Consider the following 16564-nt stretch of genomic DNA (forward strand, 5'->3'; position numbering starts at 1 on the left):
TTACATTAACTTGTTAAAGGCAATATCATCAGCTACATTTTCACCATTGATAATCTTTTTAATTGCTTTATATACATCAAATATGGATAAAAGATATAATCCAAAGCATGCAATAAATCCAATAATCATAGCTATCAATGATCCAATAGAACCTAATATTAGTCCTAGTATAAGATTTAATACGCCAAAGAAAATCAATGCAAGAACAACTTGAGTTATTAAAAAGGATATTCCTCTTTTAAATAAACCTAAATAGATATGACCTGCACCCACTATAAATAATGATAATAAGAATCCAGTTCCAGGGTTAAAGGTAGCAATTAAATTATTTCCAAGAGTATTGCTCATTTTAGAACTAGCTGCATCATTTTCTGATTTACCACATTTAGGACATACAACATCATTTACACTCATTTCTGCACCACAATGAGTACAGAATCTTTTAGTTAAATTTTCAGTTGGTTGTTTGATTCTAGATCCACAGACATTACATATTAGTGCATCTCCAACCTCTTCACCACATTCTTGGCATTTTACCATATTTTTTCACCTAAAAAATTAATTATCCAAATAATATATCTTGTTTCAATTTATCAAATTCTTCCTGAGAAATAACACCACTTTCTAGAAGTTCCTGATATTCTTTTAACTGTTGAGCTTTAGTTGGTTCTGAACTTTGATTTTCAACAATAACAGTTTGTGGTTTTCCTTTTTGCATTTCAAATAAGTCAACTAATTTTTGACCGAATTCAAAACTTGGGAGTCTAATCTCATATGATGTGTTGTCCACTAATTTGATTAATAAACGGTCAAACATATCACCACTGTCATTGTTTGCAATTAAATCTTTAAATCTTGCTGCTTTTAGACTTTGAATATCATTTTGAATTGATTTCATTATATCATGAGGAGTTGTCCATGCTCTTTTGGTAATATCTTCCCATTGGTCTGTTTTTCCACCAAGCCTTTTAGTTACCCTCATTGATACAACTTTATCAAAGTAAAAATTGTTTATACCAGCATTAACCTTTTTAAAATCCCTATTATCAATTTCCATGAAAACAAATTTTTCTTCTTTTACTAAAAAGAATCCATCAATCATGGTTTCATTACCTAAATAGCTAGTAGGATTTAAACCTACAAGTGCATTAAGTTTTTTGTGTTTTGTTGTTCCAGGTTCAAGGAAATTATATCTTTTAATACTGGTTAAAAAGTAATCTTCATCTTTAATTCCAAATTCAACAGCTAGTTGATCATATCTTTTAAGAATTTCATCTCTTCTAGCTTCCCATTCTTTTTCTTTATAAGAATAGGATGGACCACTTTTTAGCTTATATCCACATCCAACACAGAAGTTGGTATCTTCATTATTTACAACACCACATTTTGGGCAGACATTGCTTGTACTGTTACTACCTGAAAGATCAAGTTTTTCACCGCAGTTAAAGCAAAATGTGGAATTTTCAACTTCTGCACCACAATTACTGCATCTAACCATAATAACACCTAAAGTACATTATTTAATTTATTTCTCCAGTCTTTATCTTCCATTTCTTGATGTGTAGTGTGTAAATCATTAGATACTTTTGCAATAGCTTCGTTAAGAGAGTCTATTTTATTGTTCATAATATCTAATTCTAATTTCATGAATCCTTTTTCAATGTCAGTGTAAAGTTTTGAATTAGCTTCACTAATCATTTCAATTTCTGATTCTTCAGTTAATACATCCATTAATTTTAAGAATACATGTTCTTGGTGTTGTTTTTCATATTCTTTAATGTCAGCATTCATATACACTTTATCTAATAACATTTTGATTACATTAATAAAGTCTTCTTTATCTGCTTCATTTATATTGTGTGGAGTTAAATTAGTTTTCAATAAGAATATGGATTCATTGATGTCATTTTCTTTTAATATAATTGAATAACCTTTATTTTCAATATATACTAAAGCTATAGCTTTATCTTCGTAAATATTTATTTCTACTTTTGCAAATTCTTTAGGAATTGATAAAAAATCTAAGTTACGAACCAACATTTTTAAATCACCTTTAAATGTTATTCTCAAAAGCTACTGTTTTTTATTTAAATAAAATAAGAATCTTATGAATTTAGATCCTTTAATTTTAATAGAAAAAATTAACTTTTGTTACTATAGATTTTGTTAATTATATGATATAAAAGTTGTGTTTAAATAAAGTTATTTTAAGTTTATTTTATATAATATTAGAAATAAACAAATAATAGTGTGTTTAACTGGAATTTATTAAAAGCCATGATTAAACTTTTTTTAATTAGAAAATAGAACTCAATAATTAAATTTTTTATTAACCAAAAGATTTAAATAATATTGTGTATAAGTTATTAATAAGTGATATATATGGGACAACTAGTAACTGTAATTGTAGGCGTGTTAATTGCCTTAGTAATTTTCTGTTTCTGTGGATAATATGAAACTTAAAAAAAATATTTTTTTATTAATTTTTATTTTATTTATTAATTTTTTAAATGAATCTTACCTGAAGACAACAGGTTTTTGGTTTTTTAGTGACTATTTAAATGATTTAATGGCTGTGCCTCTGTTTTTCTCAATTGTTAATATTGTTAATCAAATTGAAAATAGTAGGGAAATAGCTGATCTATCCAACTTAACTATAATAACTATAATACTTTCTTTTTTAGGAGAATTTGTAGCTATTTACACAAGACCTAGAAGTACAGTGGATATTTTTGATATTTGCTGCTATTTTATAGGAATGATATTTTATTATATCTTCATAAACAGCTCCTGTAAAAAAATGATATGAAAAAATATATTAAATAATATATTAAAAATAACAATTGATTTATTAAAATTTAGGCAGATGAAAAAATGGTAAGCTCTGAAATTGAATCATATATAAAATTCACAAAAATAAACTCTGGTGACTCAATTAAAATAGAACAACAATATGTAAAATTAAGAGAAGGTCAAAACAAAATAATGACTTTTAGTTATAAGGCACCCATATTTGAAATGATTGAATTTGAAAGATTCTTTGAAGATACTCCAACATCAGAAAGAATCAATGTAGATATAGGTGGAACTGGAGATATTGGGGCTCAATTTCGTGGAATCATTGAAGGAAAGGAAAAAAATTACAGTCAAAATATAGATCATAAAATTTTATTGCTTGAAGAATATAAATGTCCATCAAAAGAAGACCTTAAAAAAATAAAACCAACATCACATTTTGTTAAAAGAGTGATAAAAGATAATTGATAGCTATTTTAATTTAGTTAAAACTTCAAGGCCTAAATCAGTGCATTTGTACAATCTTCCTTTTGATACTTCTTCATTTAAACAAACAACTAACTTTTTATTTTTTAAATCTTTTAAGGCATTAGACACTTGTGATGAAGTCAAATCGGTTTTTCTACAAATGTTGGAAGGTAATATATATTCTGCATCACCAATAGCTTTGAAAGTTTTTTTTCTAGCAGGTGATACTTCTAAAAAACCAATTAAGGACCATATTTTTTCTTCAGTCATATTTTTACTCTCCATGTATTCATTTATATTACATAAAATACATTGTTATCTGTTAAATAGCTTTATTTAACTTAATAATTATCCTAATAAAACTTAATTTATACACAATTTTTATATAATCTCTTTAACAAATATAATATTAAAAATAATATATGAGAGGATAAAAAATGGTTTTTTGTGCAAATTGTGGAACCGATATAGGAGAAAATAATTTCTGCCCTAACTGCGGTTCAAAAGCCCCTGAAGTTGAAGAAAGTACTCCTCAAATAGAGGAAATACATCACGAAGAAGCAAGTAATGGTAAATTTGACCATATTACAAATAAAGAAAAAGGATGGATTTCCAGTAAAATATCCAATAAGCTTGAAAAAAGCAGAACCTTTGATAAATTTATTGATGTAATGACACATGAAAAAATTCTAGAAACACAAAAGAGTAACAGTGCAATTGAATCTGAAAAATTAAAACAAATTGAGAAAAAAATTTTAGACAATGTTGAACCGGGATTTCGGGAAGTATACAGATCAATTGATGATGAATTTTTAAGAGTAATATTCCTTCTTGAAAGGGAAAAGTTAGGTGCAGGAGTAGACACATTATCCATTGTAGTTTCCACTATTAAAACACCAACTAAAGGTTTATCTTATGAAGAAACAGTTGAATTTTATACTGAATTGCTTAATAAAACTAGAAATGAATTAAATCTTGAAAGACAAAAACCAGATTTTAATGAAAGAGAATATTATAAAAGCAAAGTAAAAGAAGCAAAAATAGAAAATCTTTCATTTTTAGGATTTAAAACCTTAAAATAAATCCTTATCTTTTTATTTTTTAGACTTATAAAAATAGCTATTTGAATTATTTAAGACTAATAACACATTAAAATGAACTTAATCTTTAATCAGTTCATAAGAATTGTCAGCAAAATTAAATAAATACTGTCTAAAAGAAGTTTCGCCTTTTTTAAAGTTAACATGTATATAATCTTTATCTGATGAAGTTTCTATGCTTGTAAAAATAAATCCTTCCTTTTTAACTTCATCTATTAACTTAATAGCCTCAGAAATATTAGCTAATTTATATTCAGCTGATTTTACATCAATATGTTCTTTATAATTTTTTGGTGTTAAAACCATTTTAAAATCTTTACTAAATTCAATATAATCTTTAAAAACGTATTTTCCTTCATATTCTAATTCATGACTTTCAAAATTATATTTAAAGATTATTTTATTATTATTTGCATCTGAAAAAGAGATGAGAGGGTACTCAATTCCAACTTCATAGAGTATGAAATTATATCTCTTTTCATATTCTACTATCCTATTTAATATTATAAATTTTTCAAAGGAATTATTATTTTTATTAAATGCCTCTTTTAACCTTGATTCTTCATTATATAAGTCATATGTTTCATTTTCAATATTATATTTGAATTCTTTTATTTCCATTGAGTCATTTCTACCAAAACCAACTATAATTTCCATATCATTATCCTTCTGTTGTGGTATAGCTTTATAATAAGACAATTTAAATCCATTACTCCCTTCTCTATTAATGAATTCAATAAATTTCTGTGAAGTTAATAAAAAAGAGTATGATTCAAGAATTGGAACTGTTATATTTTCCAATTCTAAATAATCATCTTCACATACATATGTTCCACAGTCACAGATTTTATCTCCTGGAGAAACATAAGAACCACAATTTGGACAAAATGGCATTTTAATCATCTCTTAATATTCATCATTCATTTTATTTATATCATGCTCAAGATTTGAGATATAATGATTAAGATCCATTAGTAAAGTTGAAAATGGATATTCAAAATCATATGGAAATTTATTTGGTTCAATTTCATCTCTTAAATCTTTAAAGTCATCAAGCAACTCACTATAACCATCTAAATCTTGATTATTTAGATTATAATATCTACTCTTAAGAGTATCATATTTTGAGAAAATCTCCATTGTCATATTTTCTAAATCTGGTCCTTCCTCATCTCCACCAACATAGGTTCCACACATACATGTATTGTCTCCTGGAGAAACATATGAACCACAATTTGGACAAAATGGCATTACAATCACCTCTTAAATATTATATTATTACTTATTCCCATATATCAAGTTCATCAATAACCTTTGTTAAAGCAATTTTAACTTCATCCCAGTCCTCTGCATCTTTAAGGTTATAATATTCGTAGCTACCCATACCATGACCATATGGTCTTGAAACATAGCATCCATAGTCAACTGTATAATCTTTATTTATGAATACACCATATCCTCCTAACATATAAGAATATTTACCGTAGTAACCATTAAAATCTTCACCAAAGTCTACTTTTAACTCCATTTCATTATACTCTGAATCATAAATTACTATTCCTTCATAACCTGAAGCATCAGGATCATGATACATCAATCCCATATTCAAAAATACTTGTTCATGGTTTTTCAATCCATTATCTATTGAATTTACTTCAAGTTCTACTTCCTCTTCTGGCCTTCCATTATCAAAAGCCATGAATATCATAGTATCGTAAATGTCGGAATATTCAGATTTAATAAATTCTACTGCTTTTTCTATGTTTATTTTTTTAACCATATTAATCACCTAATTTTTAATTATTCCCATATATCAATTTCATCAATAACTTTTGTTAAAGCAATTTTAACTTCATCCCAATCTTCAATATTATTGAAGTTGTAATATTCGTAGCTACCCATACCATGACCATATGCCTCTGATGTGAAATAACCATAATCAGCTGTATAATCTTTATTTATGAATACACCATATCCTCCTCTCAAGAATGCATACTTACCATAATAGCCTTCATAATCTTCTCCAAAGTCTAACTCCAAGTATATGTCTTCATCTGACCCATAAATTACAAATTCATCACTTGCTTCATAAGGATCATGATATAATAATCCTAATTCTATAAACACTTGGTCATGAACTTTTAGTGCATCGTTAATAGATTTTTCATCAAGATCTATCACATCTGTTGTTTCATTGTCATCAAATGGCATAAATATAAAATATTGGTATATGTCATAATGTTCCTCTTTGATAAAATCAACAGCTTTTTTTATGTTTATTTTTTTAGCCATGTTTTTCACCTTTACTTATTATTATGTGTATTTAATATATAAATCTTGTGTATAAATAGTTATTAAAATATTAATAAAAATTAAAAATCATGACAAATTATTTTATTTTGAAATTTAACCTAATAAAACAAAAATTAAACAAAATAATAATTTTTGAAATGAAAATTAATGATATATAAACAATTATTTTTAATAAATCAAAATTTTAATCAATAAAATTAAATTTAAAAAACAAATAGTATTATTTTATTAATAAGTAAAATGAAAAATTATAATAATAAAATTTTTGGGCGTGAAGATATTATTGAGGAAAACATAAAAGAGGCAAATGAAGATTCTGAAGAGTTAGAAGAAAAGCCGTGGAAAGATTATAAACTGCATTTAGTGGTTCTTGTAATTGTAATAATAGCTGAATGGATTGGAAAACGTGAAATTCATCTCTCTGATTCTGTCAGTTTAATTATAATGCCTTTACTATATTCAATGGTATTGGGTTTAGCTTTAGTTTTATCTAAAAGATTTAAATGGATTTCCCTAAAACAATCCAGAATAGCTGAAGCTTCAATGCTATTATTTATTGGTCCCTTGTTATGTAAACTAGCTGTTTCAAGTGGACAGTCTATACAGTTACTATTCGATGTAGGTCCAGCATTAATATTGCAGGAATTTGGTAATTTAGGAACAATCTTTTTTGCACTTCCAATTGCATTACTTCTAGGATATAAACGTGAAACAATTGGTATGACAAATTCCATTGGTCGTGAACCTAACGTTGCAGTTGTTATTGATAAATATGGTTTCAATTCTCCTGAAACACGTGGAGTATTAATGATTTTTATTGTTGGAACTGTAATTGGAACATTATATATCAGTTTCCTTTCAAGTATCTGTGTTTCAGCACTTCCACTACATCCTTATGCATTTGCAATGGCTTCAGGCGTAGGTAGTGCAAGTTTAAATGCAGCAGCACTAGCTCCAATACTAGCATATTTCCCTGAACTAACCCTAAATATAGAAGCTTTTGCAGGATTTAGTAACCTGCTTTCATTCTGTGTTGGAATTTATCTATGTATATTTGTAGCTATTCCACTAGCTGAAAAATTATACAATTTCCTTGAACCAAAAATTGGTAGAACCAGATCTGATTTAAAAAATATAAAAGAAAATGATGATAAGGAGATGAAATAATGGCTGAAGAAACTCAAAAGAAAGAATTAGTTTCTATTGAAGAGGTTGTAAACTGGATTTTACTGCTTGTTATCTTTTCAGTTCTTGTTTCAATCGGTAGTTATGTAGGTTATCATCATCCTATTGGTCTTTCATTAGTAGGTATGTTTATATTATCATTTGTTACCTTAATTGGAATGCTTTTAGAGAAATATATTCCTTATAATATCTCATCCATCATTTATATCAGTGTAATCGGTCTTATTATAGCACTGCCAATAATGCCAACCTCTGATTTTGTAATCTACTATGTATCTCATGTGGAGTTATTGTCTATTGTGACAGTATTTTTAGCATATGTTGGTATAGGTATTGGAAAAAGCTGGGATCAGTTTAAATCAATGGGATTTGGTGGAATCTTTGTAACAATGGCTGTTATAACTGGAACCTTTTTAGGGTCAGCTATTATAGCTCACTTTGTTTTAGTTTTAACTGGAACTCCAGTTTAATTTCTTTTTTTAAATTAATTATATTTTAATTTTTAAATATTGCTATTTCATAAAACCAAATATTTTAATAAAAGATATTTTTTAAATATTAATTGAAAGATTTAGAAGGTAAAAATATTTAAAATATTTAGCCTCTTCATGCTTCGTTACCACAGGTAAGGACATTAAATAGCTGTTGAGGTTCTTCAATCTTTAAAAGCTTTTTTTATTTAAACTACCTTTTTTATCAAGATAATTTTTTAGATATTTTCATACTCTTATGGTTATTAATATATTATATAAAATTATAATATAGAATATACTATATTAATCAGGTTTTTGATAAAATGAGTAAAAAACAAAGTTTTCATGATTTAAAAGAAATGTTAGAACTTAGAGAAGGGGAAATTGATGAACTTAATCTTGAAATAGGTGAAAAAGATGAAAAAATAGCTAAACTAACAAGGTATATTGCCAAGCTGAAAAATGACAATAAAAGTTTAGAAATTAAAATGGAAAGTGAAATCAATAATGAGAAAGCTAAGCTTAAGGAACTTGACTTTCTTGAAGAAAAGTTAAAGGAAAAAGATGCCATTATTGAAGATAAACAAGATCAAGTAAAATATCTACGTGAATTAATAGATGACTATAGATTACAGATTAAAGAAGTTACAGAAAACCTTGAAGTTCAGCTTAGAAAAGTATCAAAAACCTATGAAGATTTACTAAATCAGAAAGATATGATTATTGAAAAACAGGACGAAAATATAGGTAGTCTAATAAAATCAACCGAAGAAATGAATAAAACTAATAAAACCAGTATGTACAGCCTTGAATCTCAAAATAAAAAGTATCAAAAGTTAATTGATAAACTAGAAGAAAAATTATAAAAGAAGTGAAAGTAAATGAAAATCTGTTTATATGGAGCAGCCAGCAGAAACATAGACAAAAGCTTTACAGATGAATGCTACAAACTAGGAGCTGAAATAGCTAAAAAAGGACATACACTAATCTTTGGTGGAGGAGATACTGGAATAATGGGTGCTGTCAGCCAGGGAGTAATTGACAACAATGGAAAAACAGTTGGAATAGCACCTGAATGGATTGATGATTTTGAAAAACTCTCACCAAACTGCAGTGAGTTCATCTATGTAGACTCAATGGATGAGAGAAAAAACCTATTTTTAGAAAAATCAGATGCATTTATAATAGCTCCCGGAGGAATAGGAACTTTAGATGAGCTATTTGAAATCCTTACACTTAAAAAATTAAAAAAACATGATAAAGAAATAATAATTTTCAATTTAAATAGCTATTATGATAAAATGATTGGAATGCTCAATGAAATGGATGAAAAAAAATTTTTAAACACCAAATTTGAGTTATTTAAAATAGCTGATACAGTTGATGATGTTTTAAACTATTTAGAGTAGGTAATATGAGTATAGAAATTAGAGAAGGCAGACCAGGTGAGGCAAGTTTAGTAGCACACCTCTTTTTTAAGCTATTTGAGAAAAATCATGACTTTCTTCCCACAGTTGAAGGTTATATTCTAAATTCAATAGCTGAATATTATGATGACTATGAAGACAATGGATTATGGGTAATAGATGACAATGGTGAAGTTAAAGGAGCAAACAGTGCTGTTAAAAAAGGTGAAAACCTTGCACAGCTAAGACTCTTCTGCATCCACGAATCCCTGCAGTCAAAAGGATATGGGAACAGACTACTTGAAATAGCTATGGATTTCTGCAGGAAAATGAACTATAATCATGTAATCTTATGGACAGTTGACATATGCAGTGAGGCACGTCATCTATATTCAAAATTTGGCTTTGAATTAACTGAAACAAAGGAAAATACTGAATGGGCAGATTATAAAATGACTGAAGAGAAATGGGAAGTTGAATTGGAGTAGATTATATGGAAATACGTGAGATGAAAGAAGGAGAGGCAGGTTTAGTAGTATATTTTCACTATAAAGTGGCTAAAAAGGCATATGACTTTAATCCATTAATGGAGAAGGAATTTCTTGAAATAATGTGTGAATACTTCAATGATAAGGAGAACAAATACTGGGTAATTGAAGAGGATGGTGAAATTTTAGGATCTCTTGGTGTTGATAAAATCAATGCAAATGAAGCCCAGTTAAGGTTATTTGCAACTGACCAGTCAATTCAAGGTCAAGGTGCAGGTAAAAAGCTTGTAAAAACTGCTTTAGATTACTGCAGAGAAATTAACATAAATCATGTTATTCTTGAGACCATGGATATATGTAAAGCAGCACGCCACATTTATTCAAGCTTTGGCTTTAAATTAGTTGAAAAGATTAGAGAAGATAATGAAAGTGCTGATTATCCAATTGTTGAAGAAAGATGGGAGCTTGATTTATAACACTTAAAAATTTAAATATTTTGTCTAAAATAATTAATATAAGTTATAAATTTTTTTATTAAAGAGTAGAGTATGTCTTTTCAATTAGTTTCAACAATATTTATTGCAGTTGCCTTAGCTATGGATGCATTTAGTGTATCTATAACCAAAGGTTTTACACAAAAAGATTTGATTAAAAGTCAAATATTTTACTATGGGCTTTTCTTTGGATTTTTCCAATTTTTAATGCCACTTTTAGGTTACTTATGTGGATCTACTGTTGCATCATTAGTATCTGCAGTTGCTCCATGGATTGGATTTATTCTTCTTTTAGCTATTGGATTAAATATGATTCGTGAAAGCTTTGGTGATGAAGAAGAAGTTACTGACAAGTTCAGCTTTAAGGAAGTTACATTACTTGCTATAGCTACAAGTATTGATGCATTTGCTGTTGGTCTAACCTATGCATTTTTAGGAAGTGAGATTTTAATTCCTTCACTTATTATTGGTGTTGTAGCATTTTTATTTGGAATCTGCGGTGTTTTCATAGGTAGAAAAATAGGAAATTACTTTGGAAACAAATTCCAGATTGTTGGAGGAATCATTCTCATAATTATTGGTGTTAAAATCCTTCTTGGATTTTAAATTCTTTTTTTTTAAAATTTAATTTTTTATTCAATATAGCTTTATTTAAACACAACTTATATATCTCTTCTTTAATAAATACTTTAAAAGGAGAGATATAATGGAAAAGAAAAACTTAATGATAATCATATTAGCAATTATTGTTATAGCCTGTATAAGTGTTGGAGCATTTATATTATTAAACTCTGATTCAGAAAATGACAATAATCAAGCAAATATAACAAATAATACAACTACTAATACTACAAATGACACTGCTGAAGTGATTAGTGAAGATGATGACACATCAGAGTCTTCAGACACCTATTATAACGAAGCAGGAGATATGCCTTCTGAAGAGTATGAATATCACTATTCCAATCAGTTTGGAGAATATGTTCGCTTTGACCCAGATGTTTATGTTATTGACCCATCTTCAGGTTTACCTTACCATGGAGGATATGTAGACATTGATGGAAATCCAATTTCATTATAAAAAAAAAAAAAAATCTCATTTTTATTTTTTAAAAGATTTATTTTAAAAAAAAGTAAGAATCAAGTAATATTTACTTGATTTAAGGTGTTTTATGGAGGAATATAAAGTTTAAATTCTTCTTAATGCATTTCTTGCATCTGCTTCGATTCTGGATATTTCTTCATAGGAATCACTCCCATATCCAAAATCCCAATCTCTTTCTAATATGCGAATATCATCAAGGATACGATTATATACTTCTGATGCACGTGAATAGTTACCATTTCTTTCATAAGAGCTAGCATCATTGTACATATCTCTTAATTTTTCATAGTCTTCTCTGAAACTTAGTATAAATGATGTTCCACAGCTACATGTACTATTTCCAGATGGCACAAATGCACCACAGTTAGGACAATATGGCATTCTTAATCATCTCCTCTTTTTAATGTTGTGTATAATATGTTATTATAATGTTATAATATATAAATGTATTTGTTGTTTATTATGTTTTTAAATATAAAAAGAATTGTTATTATAAACATCATGTTAATGAAATACCACAAATCTATTAAGTAAAAAAGCACAAATGTGTTAAATGAAATACCACAAATCTATTAAGTAAAAAAGCACAAATGTGTTAAATGAAATACCACAAATCAATTAAGTTTAAATTAAGGGGAATTTTATGAAACAATATTTAACAAGATATATGGATGCAGAATTGGAAAAATATCTCAAAACTATTGGTGCTGTGTTAATTGTTGGTCCTAAATGGTGTGGAAAAACAACAACTGCAGAACAACATGCCAAAAGTGTTATTAAATTACAAGATAAAGATAAAACTGAATCTTATTTAAAACTAGCAGATATTAAACCATCAAAGCTATTAGAAGGAGAAAAACCAAGATTAATAGATGAATGGCAAATAGCTCCTGTATTATGGGATAGTGTACGTAATAGTGTTGATGAAATAGGTGGTGAAGGTTTATATATCTTAACTGGTTCTACAGTTGTTGATGATACAAATATTATACATTCAGGAACTGGTAGAATTTACAGATTAACAATGCGGCCAATGAGTTTATATGAAAGTAAAAATTCAAATGGAAATATATCATTAATAGACTTATTTAATAATCCTCATTTAGATATTGATGGAATTAAATCAAACTTATCAATCGAAGATTTAATTTTTCTATCCTGTAGAGGCGGATGGCCTGAATCATTAAATAAAAAATCAAAGGAAGCTCAACTATTACTTCCATCAATTTATGTTGACACTATATGTGAAAGTGATGCATCCAAGGTTGATGGGACAAAAAGAAGTCCTAATCGAGTTAAAAATATTCTACGATCTTATGCAAGAAACATATCCACAATAGCTACTGATTCAAGAATAATTAAAGATATTAAAACTAACTATGAAGATATCAGCCCAGTAACTTATTACAGTTACATTGATGCATTAGAAAGATTATTTGTAATAGACAACTTAAATGCATGGTCTCCAAATATACGTTCAAAGACAGCTATTAGATCCACTTCAAAAAAAGAATTTATCGACCCATCAATTGCTGTTGCATCCCTAAATTTAACACCAGAAATATTAATGGAAGATTTGAACACCTTTGGATTTATTTTTGAAAATTTATGTATCAGAGACTTAAAAGTTTATTCAAGTTCAGTTGGTGGAGACATTTCTTATTACAGAGACAGATATGGTTTAGAAGCTGATTGTGTTTTACATTTAAATGATGGAAGATATTGTCTTATTGAATTCAAATTAGGAAGCAGGGAAGAAGAAAAAGGAGCCCAGAATTTACTAAAACTAAAAGAATTAATTGAAAAAAATAATATGAAACCACCAAGCTTTTTAGCTATCATAACTGGAGGAGAAATTGCTTATACAAGAAAAGATGGTGTTAAAGTAATTCCAATTGGATGTTTACGATAAAAAAAAAAAAGTAGAAGAAATCTACTTTAGAAATTAAAAATGTTTTCTAGTGAAAATCCACCAGTATTATTCTGAATAAAACTGTTAATTTGGCTTTGGTAATCAGAAGCCTGATCCTGTACTAATTGAGTTTGTCTAATACTTTCTGCTAAGTTTTCAATATCCTCAGGTGAAAGCACAATATTATAGTTAACGGTTACATTATTAATTATATTTACAATTGTTTCATGATTAGTGATGTTTTGGGCCTCTACTTCTTCTTTAACCTCATCAACAACATCAGTTAAATCATCTGCACTTACATTAGAATTATTTACAATTTCTGAAGTTGTGTAAATTTCCTCATTAGCTGCTTCTTTTACTTCTTCTGGAATTTCAGTATTGGTTGCATATTCATATGCACTCATAATTCCAGCTAGTGCGGATTCACCAGTAGCAGAAACTGGACTTGTTACAATAACATGACCTTTTGTAATTCCAGTTGATTCTAAAGCTGATTTATACATGTCATCAGTAACTAAAGTGATTTTAGAGTGATCAACATCAATAGATAAATCTTCAGAGCTTCCCAAATCAACTAAAGAAGATGAAAAGATTTGTCCTGAACTATATGTTTCCTGACTAATGCCTTGAGAGATTGCATTTACTTCATCTGCAGTAATAATTTTATAATTCATACTTTCAAGATTTCCATAGTTATTGTTCATGAAATAACTATCAACCAAAGACTTATACTGGTCATTGGCAAATGTTGTTTCACCATATGTAATAACAGTTGAATTATTATTTCCATTATTGATACTGTTTGCAGATAAACCAACTCCACCTGCAATAAGTATTACAACAACAATTATTCCAATAACTGCTTTACGCACATTATCACCTCATTGTATGTATATTTTAATAACAAAATAATTTATATTTTTGCATTTATTATATAGCCAATCTTGTATAAATCTTTTATGTTTGACTGAAAGTTACATATATGTGAATAAATTATATATATTATTAATAAAATTAATAGGTGCAGACGAATGGGATTTTTAGATAAACTGTCAAATAAACTTGATGAATGGGCTGAAGAGGCAGATAAAAGAGAAAAACAGGAAAAAATCAATATGGAAAAAGAAATATTAAGTCAAGCAAATGTATTTGAGGGAATAACAATATCTATGGATTATGATAAATTTATAGAATTAGCTTCTGGAAATTATGGCACATCAACAAATACACAAAATATTACTGCAAATTTATCTAGTATAAATACAGCTGTTAAAAAAAGTGATTTAAAACCCGGTTGGATATCAATTACATGTTGTATCAAAATTGCGAAAAAAGGAGTTGTTTTTATGTCATCTGATAGAAGTTCAAGCAAGGGTTCAATAGCTTATCATGGTATGGATATTAGAATTCCATGGAATAAAATAATCAAAGCAGAACCAAGTGAATACTTTTGTTATCTTTTTTTAACTCAAGGAAAAAAAATTCCAATCAATTTTTATAGTTTACATTTGTTGGTAGGATCAAAAAAACTACGTGAATATGCTGGATATTTTATACCTAAAGCTATTTCTAATACAATAAATTCTAATGCATGTGGTGCAGAAGACCCTGAGGAAGAAGGGTGGTAATAATAAAAAATAAATAAATTAAATTATGTTATTAATCATTAGAATAAATTAAAGATAAATCTTTAACACATCTAATGATTTTATATATTTTTTCTTTAAAATATATGGATTTTCCATAAAATAAGCTGAATGAACTGAATCCTTACTTCTTCCCTGCAAAGAATCAATTTCATCTAAACTTAAATCATTACCAAAATTATATAACAAAGATGCATGTAATTTCCGTAACATATGAGTCCTTAATTTGCGATATTTACCAACTTTTGGAAGATTTAATTTTTCATTTATTTCCGCAAAATTTTGATTTAAATAGTTTAAATTAATTTTAAATAAGGGATCATTACCAATCAATTTCCTATTTTTCAATAAATAAGAAATTATCTCATTTGTAGCTTCAGGACTACAAAAAGTAAAATAAAATTTGTTGGTTTTCTGTCTCTTAATTTTGAATATTGGTACAACCTCATTTAATTTATTCAACTTAAATAATGCTAATTTTAGACTATTAGAATGATGATATTCATATGTAGCTTCAATAAAATCATTAATAGTTAAATTCAATGCTTCACGTCTAGCACATCCACTTGATAAAATAAATAAAATTAATGCTCTCATTACAGGATTTGCAATTTCAAGTGAATCTTTTATTATTTTTTTAGAGGGTAAATCTTCAAAAGTGATTATATAACTAGTAGTAGATTTAGTGCTAATTTTAGGTAAATCATGAATCTCAATTTCAAAATGTTTATATAATGTCAATATCCTTTGAAAATGAGTTTTTGCAGAACTAGACATAAAGTTTGAATATAAATATGCTCTAAATTTAATTAACCTCTGTTTTAAAATTCTATTTTTCCAACGAACACCAATCTCTTCTTCATAATCAGCTTCATTAATTAATTTATAAAAAGATTTTGAATGAAAATTAGTATATTTTTTTAAACTATCCCTATATCCATGTTCAGTTCTTTTAGTTAAATTTCTTGTTTGTACAAATTCATTCAACAATTTCTCATCATTTAAATTCAAAAATATCACCCATGAAATATATTAACCATTCTTAGAAAAAATAATCATTTTTATGAGAAAATAGGTAAAAATGGAGAACCTGTTTGCATTGATGATGAAATACCTTTCGATATTCCTGAAACATGGGAATGGTGCAGATTTGGTAGTGTTGTCAATTTTTCTAT

The 16564-nt window shown here is 27.5% G+C and carries 24 protein-coding genes; 13 read left to right on the forward strand and 11 right to left on the reverse strand.

Translation table 11 applies throughout. From position 1 onward, the window contains the following. From MBBWO_RS00245 to MBBWO_RS00255, 3 genes are read right to left on the reverse strand one after another with little or no spacing between them, the layout of a single operon-like run. A complete protein-coding gene (locus tag MBBWO_RS00245; RefSeq protein WP_116668882.1) occupies positions 1 to 540 on the reverse strand; it encodes a zinc-ribbon domain-containing protein in 540 nt (179 codons plus the stop codon). Between the two features lie 22 nt (positions 541 to 562). Further along, the gene (locus MBBWO_RS00250) at positions 563 to 1498 is read right to left on the reverse strand and encodes a double zinc ribbon domain-containing protein (protein ID WP_116668883.1); all 936 of its coding nucleotides are present in this window, start codon (positions 1496 to 1498) and stop codon (positions 563 to 565) included. A gap of 8 nt (positions 1499 to 1506) precedes the next feature. Continuing rightward, a complete protein-coding gene (locus tag MBBWO_RS00255) occupies positions 1507 to 2040 on the reverse strand; it encodes a hypothetical protein (RefSeq protein WP_116668884.1) in 534 nt (177 codons plus the stop codon). A gap of 412 nt (positions 2041 to 2452) precedes the next feature. Between MBBWO_RS00255 and MBBWO_RS00260 the strand changes: the two genes are divergently transcribed. Beyond that, the gene (locus MBBWO_RS00260; protein WP_116668885.1) at positions 2453 to 2809 is read left to right on the forward strand and encodes a hypothetical protein; all 357 of its coding nucleotides are present in this window, start codon (positions 2453 to 2455) and stop codon (positions 2807 to 2809) included. Between the two features lie 65 nt (positions 2810 to 2874). After that, complete coding sequence (locus MBBWO_RS00265; RefSeq protein WP_116668886.1) at positions 2875 to 3264, forward strand: hypothetical protein; 390 nt, start codon at positions 2875 to 2877, stop codon at positions 3262 to 3264. Between the two features lie 3 nt (positions 3265 to 3267). Here the strand turns inward: MBBWO_RS00265 and MBBWO_RS00270 are convergent, their stop codons facing one another. After that, positions 3268 to 3534, reverse strand: coding sequence for a MarR family transcriptional regulator (locus MBBWO_RS00270; protein ID WP_116668887.1), 267 nt, complete (start codon positions 3532 to 3534; stop codon positions 3268 to 3270). A 167-nt stretch (positions 3535 to 3701) separates the two neighbouring features. On the opposite strand from MBBWO_RS00270, the gene MBBWO_RS00275 reads away from it, so the two are divergent. Continuing rightward, positions 3702 to 4346, forward strand: a complete 645-nt coding sequence (locus tag MBBWO_RS00275; protein ID WP_116668888.1) for a zinc ribbon domain-containing protein — start codon at positions 3702 to 3704, stop codon at positions 4344 to 4346. Positions 4347 to 4424: 78 nt separating this feature from the next. On the opposite strand, the gene MBBWO_RS00280 is transcribed toward MBBWO_RS00275, so the two are convergent. From MBBWO_RS00280 to MBBWO_RS00295, 4 genes are read right to left on the reverse strand one after another with little or no spacing between them, the layout of a single operon-like run. Beyond that, positions 4425 to 5258: a zinc ribbon domain-containing protein gene (locus MBBWO_RS00280; protein WP_116668889.1), complete on the reverse strand. Its 834-nt coding sequence runs from the start codon at positions 5256 to 5258 to the stop codon at positions 4425 to 4427. 12 nt (positions 5259 to 5270) lie between these two features. Then, positions 5271 to 5615: a zinc ribbon domain-containing protein gene (locus tag MBBWO_RS00285; protein WP_116668890.1), complete on the reverse strand. Its 345-nt coding sequence runs from the start codon at positions 5613 to 5615 to the stop codon at positions 5271 to 5273. A gap of 31 nt (positions 5616 to 5646) precedes the next feature. After that, on the reverse strand, positions 5647 to 6144 hold the full coding sequence (locus MBBWO_RS00290) for a hypothetical protein (RefSeq protein WP_116668891.1): 498 nt from the start codon (positions 6142 to 6144) through the stop codon (positions 5647 to 5649). Between the two features lie 20 nt (positions 6145 to 6164). Further along, positions 6165 to 6656: a hypothetical protein gene (locus tag MBBWO_RS00295; RefSeq protein ID WP_116668892.1), complete on the reverse strand. Its 492-nt coding sequence runs from the start codon at positions 6654 to 6656 to the stop codon at positions 6165 to 6167. 261 nt (positions 6657 to 6917) lie between these two features. On the opposite strand from MBBWO_RS00295, the gene MBBWO_RS00300 reads away from it, so the two are divergent. The 8 genes from MBBWO_RS00300 (at position 6918) to MBBWO_RS00335 (ending at position 11804) form a co-directional block, all read left to right on the forward strand. Then, positions 6918 to 7844: a DUF3100 domain-containing protein gene (locus MBBWO_RS00300; protein ID WP_116668893.1), complete on the forward strand. Its 927-nt coding sequence runs from the start codon at positions 6918 to 6920 to the stop codon at positions 7842 to 7844. Then, positions 7844 to 8332, forward strand: coding sequence for a hypothetical protein (locus tag MBBWO_RS00305; RefSeq protein WP_116668894.1), 489 nt, complete (start codon positions 7844 to 7846; stop codon positions 8330 to 8332). Before MBBWO_RS00300 ends, MBBWO_RS00305 begins: the two co-directional genes overlap by 1 nt. A gap of 326 nt (positions 8333 to 8658) precedes the next feature. Further along, positions 8659 to 9201 carry a coiled-coil domain-containing protein gene (locus MBBWO_RS00310; protein WP_116668895.1) on the forward strand — a complete coding sequence of 181 codons (543 nt, stop codon included), beginning with the start codon at positions 8659 to 8661 and terminating at the stop codon, positions 9199 to 9201. A gap of 15 nt (positions 9202 to 9216) precedes the next feature. Further along, positions 9217 to 9744 carry an LOG family protein gene (locus tag MBBWO_RS00315; RefSeq protein ID WP_116668896.1) on the forward strand — a complete coding sequence of 176 codons (528 nt, stop codon included), beginning with the start codon at positions 9217 to 9219 and terminating at the stop codon, positions 9742 to 9744. Between the two features lie 5 nt (positions 9745 to 9749). After that, positions 9750 to 10229, forward strand: coding sequence for a GNAT family N-acetyltransferase (locus MBBWO_RS00320; RefSeq protein ID WP_116668897.1), 480 nt, complete (start codon positions 9750 to 9752; stop codon positions 10227 to 10229). Positions 10230 to 10234: 5 nt separating this feature from the next. Beyond that, a complete protein-coding gene (locus tag MBBWO_RS00325; protein ID WP_116668898.1) occupies positions 10235 to 10705 on the forward strand; it encodes a GNAT family N-acetyltransferase in 471 nt (156 codons plus the stop codon). A 72-nt stretch (positions 10706 to 10777) separates the two neighbouring features. Then, positions 10778 to 11329 (forward strand): manganese efflux pump MntP, encoded by a 552-nt coding sequence (locus tag MBBWO_RS00330; RefSeq protein WP_116668899.1) that lies wholly within the window; start codon positions 10778 to 10780, stop codon positions 11327 to 11329. Between the two features lie 100 nt (positions 11330 to 11429). Beyond that, complete coding sequence (locus tag MBBWO_RS00335) at positions 11430 to 11804, forward strand: hypothetical protein (RefSeq protein ID WP_116668900.1); 375 nt, start codon at positions 11430 to 11432, stop codon at positions 11802 to 11804. 108 nt (positions 11805 to 11912) lie between these two features. Here the strand turns inward: MBBWO_RS00335 and MBBWO_RS00340 are convergent, their stop codons facing one another. Then, complete coding sequence (locus MBBWO_RS00340; protein ID WP_116668901.1) at positions 11913 to 12209, reverse strand: hypothetical protein; 297 nt, start codon at positions 12207 to 12209, stop codon at positions 11913 to 11915. 262 nt (positions 12210 to 12471) lie between these two features. On the opposite strand from MBBWO_RS00340, the gene MBBWO_RS00345 reads away from it, so the two are divergent. Next, complete coding sequence (locus tag MBBWO_RS00345) at positions 12472 to 13740, forward strand: ATP-binding protein (protein WP_116668902.1); 1269 nt, start codon at positions 12472 to 12474, stop codon at positions 13738 to 13740. A 26-nt stretch (positions 13741 to 13766) separates the two neighbouring features. Here MBBWO_RS00345 and MBBWO_RS00350 read toward each other — a convergent pair whose 3' ends face one another. Next, a complete protein-coding gene (locus MBBWO_RS00350) occupies positions 13767 to 14615 on the reverse strand; it encodes a DUF1002 domain-containing protein (RefSeq protein WP_116668903.1) in 849 nt (282 codons plus the stop codon). Between the two features lie 159 nt (positions 14616 to 14774). Between MBBWO_RS00350 and MBBWO_RS00355 the strand changes: the two genes are divergently transcribed. Next, positions 14775 to 15371 carry a hypothetical protein gene (locus MBBWO_RS00355; protein ID WP_116668904.1) on the forward strand — a complete coding sequence of 199 codons (597 nt, stop codon included), beginning with the start codon at positions 14775 to 14777 and terminating at the stop codon, positions 15369 to 15371. Positions 15372 to 15419: 48 nt separating this feature from the next. Here the strand turns inward: MBBWO_RS00355 and MBBWO_RS00360 are convergent, their stop codons facing one another. After that, positions 15420 to 16400: a site-specific integrase gene (locus tag MBBWO_RS00360; RefSeq protein ID WP_116668905.1), complete on the reverse strand. Its 981-nt coding sequence runs from the start codon at positions 16398 to 16400 to the stop codon at positions 15420 to 15422. Between the last annotated feature and the right edge of the window lie 164 nt (positions 16401 to 16564).

Source organism: Methanobrevibacter woesei (genome assembly GCF_003111605.1).
Classification (GTDB): Archaea; Methanobacteriota; Methanobacteria; order Methanobacteriales; family Methanobacteriaceae; genus Methanocatella; species Methanocatella woesei.

What these genes read in the sequence shown, in the direction of transcription:
- MBBWO_RS00245 (WP_116668882.1), bottom strand. Translation starts at nt 540, where the DNA reads ATGGTAAAATGCCAAGAATGTGGTGAAGAGGTTGGAGATGCACTAATA.
- MBBWO_RS00250 (WP_116668883.1), bottom strand. Translation starts at nt 1,498, where the DNA reads ATGGTTAGATGCAGTAATTGTGGTGCAGAAGTTGAAAATTCCACATTT.
- MBBWO_RS00255 (WP_116668884.1), bottom strand. Translation starts at nt 2,040, where the DNA reads ATGTTGGTTCGTAACTTAGATTTTTTATCAATTCCTAAAGAATTTGCA.
- MBBWO_RS00260 (WP_116668885.1), top strand. Translation starts at nt 2,453, where the DNA reads ATGAAACTTAAAAAAAATATTTTTTTATTAATTTTTATTTTATTTATT.
- MBBWO_RS00265 (WP_116668886.1), top strand. Translation starts at nt 2,875, where the DNA reads ATGGTAAGCTCTGAAATTGAATCATATATAAAATTCACAAAAATAAAC.
- MBBWO_RS00270 (WP_116668887.1), bottom strand. Translation starts at nt 3,534, where the DNA reads ATGACTGAAGAAAAAATATGGTCCTTAATTGGTTTTTTAGAAGTATCA.
- MBBWO_RS00275 (WP_116668888.1), top strand. Translation starts at nt 3,702, where the DNA reads ATGGTTTTTTGTGCAAATTGTGGAACCGATATAGGAGAAAATAATTTC.
- MBBWO_RS00280 (WP_116668889.1), bottom strand. Translation starts at nt 5,258, where the DNA reads ATGCCATTTTGTCCAAATTGTGGTTCTTATGTTTCTCCAGGAGATAAA.
- MBBWO_RS00285 (WP_116668890.1), bottom strand. Translation starts at nt 5,615, where the DNA reads ATGCCATTTTGTCCAAATTGTGGTTCATATGTTTCTCCAGGAGACAAT.
- MBBWO_RS00290 (WP_116668891.1), bottom strand. Translation starts at nt 6,144, where the DNA reads ATGGTTAAAAAAATAAACATAGAAAAAGCAGTAGAATTTATTAAATCT.
- MBBWO_RS00295 (WP_116668892.1), bottom strand. Translation starts at nt 6,656, where the DNA reads ATGGCTAAAAAAATAAACATAAAAAAAGCTGTTGATTTTATCAAAGAG.
- MBBWO_RS00300 (WP_116668893.1), top strand. Translation starts at nt 6,918, where the DNA reads ATGAAAAATTATAATAATAAAATTTTTGGGCGTGAAGATATTATTGAG.
- MBBWO_RS00305 (WP_116668894.1), top strand. Translation starts at nt 7,844, where the DNA reads ATGGCTGAAGAAACTCAAAAGAAAGAATTAGTTTCTATTGAAGAGGTT.
- MBBWO_RS00310 (WP_116668895.1), top strand. Translation starts at nt 8,659, where the DNA reads ATGAGTAAAAAACAAAGTTTTCATGATTTAAAAGAAATGTTAGAACTT.
- MBBWO_RS00315 (WP_116668896.1), top strand. Translation starts at nt 9,217, where the DNA reads ATGAAAATCTGTTTATATGGAGCAGCCAGCAGAAACATAGACAAAAGC.
- MBBWO_RS00320 (WP_116668897.1), top strand. Translation starts at nt 9,750, where the DNA reads ATGAGTATAGAAATTAGAGAAGGCAGACCAGGTGAGGCAAGTTTAGTA.
- MBBWO_RS00325 (WP_116668898.1), top strand. Translation starts at nt 10,235, where the DNA reads ATGGAAATACGTGAGATGAAAGAAGGAGAGGCAGGTTTAGTAGTATAT.
- MBBWO_RS00330 (WP_116668899.1), top strand. Translation starts at nt 10,778, where the DNA reads ATGTCTTTTCAATTAGTTTCAACAATATTTATTGCAGTTGCCTTAGCT.
- MBBWO_RS00335 (WP_116668900.1), top strand. Translation starts at nt 11,430, where the DNA reads ATGGAAAAGAAAAACTTAATGATAATCATATTAGCAATTATTGTTATA.
- MBBWO_RS00340 (WP_116668901.1), bottom strand. Translation starts at nt 12,209, where the DNA reads ATGCCATATTGTCCTAACTGTGGTGCATTTGTGCCATCTGGAAATAGT.
- MBBWO_RS00345 (WP_116668902.1), top strand. Translation starts at nt 12,472, where the DNA reads ATGAAACAATATTTAACAAGATATATGGATGCAGAATTGGAAAAATAT.
- MBBWO_RS00355 (WP_116668904.1), top strand. Translation starts at nt 14,775, where the DNA reads ATGGGATTTTTAGATAAACTGTCAAATAAACTTGATGAATGGGCTGAA.